Origin of the sequence: Psychromonas hadalis ATCC BAA-638 (assembly GCF_000420245.1) — a bacterium.
In the GTDB taxonomy this organism is placed as follows: Bacteria; Pseudomonadota; Gammaproteobacteria; order Enterobacterales; family Psychromonadaceae; genus Psychromonas; species Psychromonas hadalis.
This window is the reverse complement of sequence record NZ_ATUO01000333.1, coordinates 1-1,270: the sequence shown is the minus strand read 5'-3', so window position 1 is coordinate 1,270 and position 1,270 is coordinate 1. Positions and strand designations below refer to the sequence as shown.

Annotated in this window: 1 protein-coding gene and 1 pseudogene; both read right to left on the bottom strand. The window is 36.1% G+C overall.

All coding sequences use genetic code 11. The features are described 5' to 3' along the window. Window positions 1–179 (bottom strand): annotated as a pseudogene (locus G322_RS24460) (IS6 family transposase); the annotation flags it as partial. Window positions 180–947: 768 nt separating this feature from the next. Continuing rightward, on the bottom strand, window positions 948–1,223 hold the full coding sequence (locus G322_RS0119365; RefSeq protein WP_022943297.1) for a hypothetical protein: 276 nt from the start codon (window positions 1,221–1,223) through the stop codon (window positions 948–950). Between the last annotated feature and the right edge of the window lie 47 nt (window positions 1,224–1,270).

The following is a 1,270-nucleotide window of genomic DNA, read 5'->3' as shown; positions in this document are numbered from 1 at the left end:
ATTGAGCCATATTTTTTACACCACTGACGAATCGTTTCATAACTGACAACGACACATCTAGCTGCAAGCAACTCTTCGATATCACGAAAGCTGAGCGTAAAACGATGATAAAGCCAAACTGCGTGGCTTATGATTTGGGCTGGATAACGATAACCTGCATAGATATTTGAATTTTTCATCAGCAGATTATCGCACAATTGGTTGAGGGGCTGTTAAGTTGACAGTACCCGCCCCCCTGCTGAACAATTGCACGGTCCAATAGCGGTGAATGATTGGTTACAGCTAAAATAAAAATGGGATGGTTTTATGGTGTAAATCATCCATTTCCGTCAATAAAATATTCACTGTTAAATATTTATTCGCGGCGTTATATAAGTATTTTATTGCATCGAGGTTAAGCTCAATAAGCAGTGGCGTTTTTTGAGAGCAAAGAAGACAGCTAAATATTCATGATCAGTAATTTATGTTAAATCCCCTTATTTGATAACAGGTTAAACTTAAATTATTCATCACCCAAAATGCACGACACACTGAATTTCCAGTAAAAAACAAAAATATCACAAAACCGCTGTATTACCAGTAAGTTGTTCGTTATTTATTGGGGCAAGTTAACAACTATTAACATCAAATAATAGGTCGCAAAAAACAGTTGCTATGTGTCATAACAAGAGAAGTGTATTGTGATCATATGAAAGACCTAATGAGTTTTCAGTGAACGTTTATATCTTATACCATTCCGCTTAATATAATGATCAGGTTTTACGCAGGGTAAATGACTAAGGTCAAGGCGCATGATTGAGTAATAGCTGGCTATTGCAATTGAATGCAACGCAGATATTAGTCATTTAAACCAGTAAAACGATCAGTTACTTAGGCGGATTGGTATTATGCGCGAACGGATAATAATATGCACAAGAAAGAAATTCTTAAAGTGCATATTCTCAATACTATCCGACTTTGCTTGCTGCTTCTAACACCCTGTCATTCACTTTTTTGGTGCATGAATATCCAAAAAACAAACTGACAAGGCAAATAATAAAAGCAAGTGGCGATGCAATAATAGTAATAAAGCAAACAATAGTAGCAATCAGTGCAATTGTTCCCCACATCACTGAGCCTGCGTACATTTGACCTGCCCCCGGAATAAAAAATCCAAGTGCTAAAGCAACAATAGGGTTCTTTAAGCTGTTTTGAAGACGGGCAGTTTCTATAGCATCATTCATTTTTAATACTCCTTAATTGTAAATTATACCATTCCGCTTAATATAAT

What these genes read in the sequence shown, in the direction of transcription:
- G322_RS0119365 (WP_022943297.1), bottom strand. Translation starts at nt 1,223, where the DNA reads ATGAATGATGCTATAGAAACTGCCCGTCTTCAAAACAGCTTAAAGAAC.